Genomic DNA, 3,213 nt, shown 5'->3' with positions numbered 1-3,213 from the left:
TTCGTCGAGATCTACCAGAACTGCCCGATCTTCAACGACGGCGCGTTCGACGCGATCAAGGACAACGACACCAAGGCCGACGCGATCATCCCCCTGGTCCACGGAGAGCCGATCCTCTTCGGCGCCGGAGGCGACAAGGGCCTGATCCGCGACAGCGAGACCGGTGGGGTCAAGGTCGCCCTGGTCGCCGAGGTCGGCGCGGACGCGATCCTGGTCCACGACGCCCACAACCCCGACCCGACGCTGGCGTTCGCGATCTCGCGGCTGACCGAGCTCGGCTACCTCAAGCAGTCGCCGATCGGCATCTTCCGGCAGGTCGAGCGGCCGACGTACGACGACCAGGCCCGTGCCCAGATCGCGGAGGCCCGCGCGTCCACCTCCGGCGAGCCGGCGGAGCGCCTCGCCGCCCTGATCGGCGGCGGCGACACCTGGACGGTCAGCTGACGCACCGTCGGCGTCAGCTGGTCGTGATGCAGGCGACCTTGCGCTTGGTCGTCCTGTACTTCTTCGTCGCGGGGACGACGACCTTGTAGCAGACCCGGCTGCCGCGCTTTCCGCCGTAGATCCGCTCGCTGAACGCGCCGTCCTCGGCGGCCGTGAGAGTCGTCTTCCAGAGCCGCCATCCGCCGTCGTCGACCCGGTGCTGGATCTTGAGCCGGCGGCCCTGGTAGGTCGGCACCGCGCCGAACATGCGGAAGTGGTTGGTGCCCTCACCGCCGACCTCCTCGGCCGCGACGGTCAGGTCGTGGCGGACCTTGGCCGCTCCCGTCGCCGGGCTGGGGACGAGAGTGAGGAGCAGGCCGAGCACGAGGACGACGGCCAGGACGAGCGCCCCGGGCAACGCGGACCCCCCGCCCCTGACGGGACGGGGGGTGGCGACGTGCGGTGTCGGCGTCACACGCGGACGATGCAGCCGATCTTGACGCTGGTCTTCTTGTAGCCGGCGGTCTTCGGCGCCACCACGTAGAAGCAGCTGCCGGTCGGGCCGTCGAACTGGAAGGCGAACTTGCCCTTGTTGTTGGACTTCATCTTCTTGTAGAGCTTCCTGCCCTGGTTGCCGACCTTGCGCTCGAGCTTGATGGTCTTCTTCGCGGCGGTCGGGACCTTGCCCTTGACGAAGAACCGGCCGCTGTTCTTGATCTCGCCGGCGTCGATGATCTTGATCTCGTGCTTGACCTTGGCGGCGCTGTTGGCCGGGGCGCTCTGGAACGCGACCATGGTGGCTGCCGCGATGATGACGGCCGCGAGGACCGAGATGAGCTTGCGCATGTAGGGGTTCCCTCTCCGAGTATGTGGTGCAGTGACCTTATCCCTGCGGACGTTGACCGAAACCCGGAGGTTCCCCGGACCTTCTGCGCACTAGGGTTGAGCAGTGCCGGAGCAGCGTCGAGGACTGCTCCTGGGGATGGCCGCGTACGGCCTCTGGGGCGGGTTCCCCCTCTACTGGCCGTTGCTCGAGCCCGCGGGCGCGGTGGAGATCCTGGCGCACCGGATCCTCTGGTCGATGGTGACGATGGGCCTCCTCGTCGTGGTCTTCCGGCGTACCACGCAGCTGCGCGCGATCCTGGCCGACCGGCGCACCTTCCTGCTGCTGGCCGCCGCGGCGCTGATCATCACCGTCAACTGGGCGACGTACATCTACGGCGTCAACAACGAGCGGGTCGTCGAGACCTCGCTCGGCTACTTCATCAACCCGCTGGTCACTGTGCTCATGGGCGTGGTCATCCTCGGCGAGCGGCTCCGTCCTCTGCAGTGGGGCGCCCTGGGCATCGCCAGCCTCGCCGTCGTCGTGCTCACCGTCGACTACGGCCGGCTGCCGTGGATCGCGCTGGTCCTCGCGTTCTCGTTCGGCACGTACGGCCTGCTGAAGAAGACCGCCAACGTCGGTGCCGTGGAGAGCCTGGCCGTCGAGACGACGGTCGTGGCCCCCCTCGCCGCCGCGTACCTCGGCTGGCTCATCGCCTCCGGTGCGTCGTCGTTCGGCAGCGAGGGCGCCGGCCACGCCCTGCTGCTGGCGTCCACCGGCATCGTCACCGCCATCCCGCTGATCTGCTTCGGTGCCGCCGCCACCCGGGTCTCGATGACCACGCTCGGTCTGCTGCAGTACCTCGCTCCGGTGCTGCAGTTCGCCCTCGGCGTCTTCGTCCTCGACGAGGCGATGCCCGCGTCGCGGTGGATCGGGTTCGTGCTCGTCTGGGTCGCGCTGGTGATCTTCACCGTCGAGGCGACCAACCACCACCGGCGGCAGCTGCGGCTGACGGTGCACGCGTCGGCTGCGGCGTAGCCGGGCTGCCGCTCCGCCGAGGGTTCGCACCGGTCAGTCGGGAAGTCGCCTCCACGTTCCTTCCGACACGACCTCGACGGAGCCGTCCACGACCGCGATGGCGGTCTCGTCGTCGATCACGTACTTCGGCCCGGGGATGGTGGCGGCCCAGGCCTCGGCCTCCGCCATCGTGTTGCCCGGTCCGCCGTCGGGGACCAGGTGGGGGCAGATGGCGAAGTCGACGAGGCCGAGCGCGGCGTCGGTGCGGCCGGTGGGCGGCTCCCACTGGACGAAGTCGTCGCCGACCTGGGGGGTCATCACCATGCTGCCGGCGCTCAGCCCCACCCACACCGTGTCGGACAGCGAGGGAAGCAGGCCCGCCAGTCCCGACTCCTGCATCCAGTAGCGGAGGTAGATGACGTCGCCGCCGGCCACCAGCAGCGCATCCGCCTCGGACACCAGCGGCACCCAGTGCTCCCTGTCGAGGCTGGGCAGAGCGGTCAGCTCGAGGATGCCCATCGACCTCCAGCCGAGACTGACCATCGGCAGGCCCTCGCTGCCACTGATGAACTGCCAGGGCTTGGCCCCCATCCCGACCTGGGGGTGGCCGTACATCGCCGTGGGGACGCAGAGCGCTGTCGACTCCTCGATCGGTCTGCCGAGCATGTCGACGAGCGCGGCGCGGATGGACGGGTTCTGCACGCCGGCCGAGGTGAGCAGCAGCTTCATTGATCCTCCTGGTCGAGATGACGACGCGTCGGCTGCCCGCGGCAGCCCGTCACCCTCTCCACGAACGGCTGACGACGAATCCGACAACCGGTCCGGAACGGTAACCCGCCACTGAGGACGAAGGTCCCCCGCAGGACCGGACGTTCGCACCGGGCGGCGAACGTGACGGCCGCTGAGGATGGACCACATGTCGACCTGGCTGACGGCCGTCCCTCCCACCC

General features: G+C 69.1%; 4 protein-coding genes and 1 pseudogene. 2 read left to right on the top strand and 3 right to left on the bottom strand.

Annotated features, from left to right (window positions below; translation table 11 throughout):
* Window positions 1-444: pseudogene (locus JHD21_RS21630) on the top strand (2-oxoacid:ferredoxin oxidoreductase subunit beta); the annotation flags it as partial.
* A gap of 13 nt (window positions 445-457) precedes the next feature.
* Here JHD21_RS21630 and JHD21_RS21625 read toward each other — a convergent pair.
* Entirely contained in the window at window positions 458-898 is a 441-nt protein-coding gene (locus tag JHD21_RS21625; protein WP_292679595.1) for a hypothetical protein, read from the bottom strand.
* Window positions 895-1,269, bottom strand: coding sequence for a hypothetical protein (locus tag JHD21_RS21620; RefSeq protein ID WP_292679593.1), 375 nt, complete (start codon window positions 1,267-1,269; stop codon window positions 895-897). Before JHD21_RS21620 ends, JHD21_RS21625 begins: the two co-directional genes overlap by 4 nt.
* 103 nt (window positions 1,270-1,372) lie before the next feature.
* Here JHD21_RS21620 and rarD point away from each other — a divergent pair, with 103 nt between their 5' ends.
* Window positions 1,373-2,284, top strand: a complete 912-nt coding sequence (rarD, locus tag JHD21_RS21615; RefSeq protein ID WP_292679591.1) for an EamA family transporter RarD — start codon at window positions 1,373-1,375, stop codon at window positions 2,282-2,284.
* A 33-nt stretch (window positions 2,285-2,317) separates the two neighbouring features.
* Here the strand turns inward: rarD and JHD21_RS21610 are convergent, their stop codons facing one another.
* Window positions 2,318-2,992, bottom strand: a complete 675-nt coding sequence (locus tag JHD21_RS21610; protein ID WP_292679589.1) for a Type 1 glutamine amidotransferase-like domain-containing protein — start codon at window positions 2,990-2,992, stop codon at window positions 2,318-2,320.
* Window positions 2,993-3,213: the final 221 nt, after the last annotated feature.

The sequence above is a fragment of the Nocardioides sp. genome, from assembly GCF_016462705.1.
Lineage (GTDB): Bacteria > Actinomycetota > Actinomycetes > Propionibacteriales > Nocardioidaceae > Nocardioides.
Note: the sequence above shows the minus strand (reverse complement) of the source record. Positions and strands in the feature narration are given on the sequence as shown.

Bases quoted from the DNA above. Each gene is read 5' to 3' on its own strand.
- JHD21_RS21610 (WP_292679589.1), bottom strand. From the start codon at position 2,992: ATGAAGCTGCTGCTCACCTCGGCCGGCGTGCAGAACCCGTCCATCCGC.
- JHD21_RS21620 (WP_292679593.1), bottom strand. From the start codon at position 1,269: ATGCGCAAGCTCATCTCGGTCCTCGCGGCCGTCATCATCGCGGCAGCC.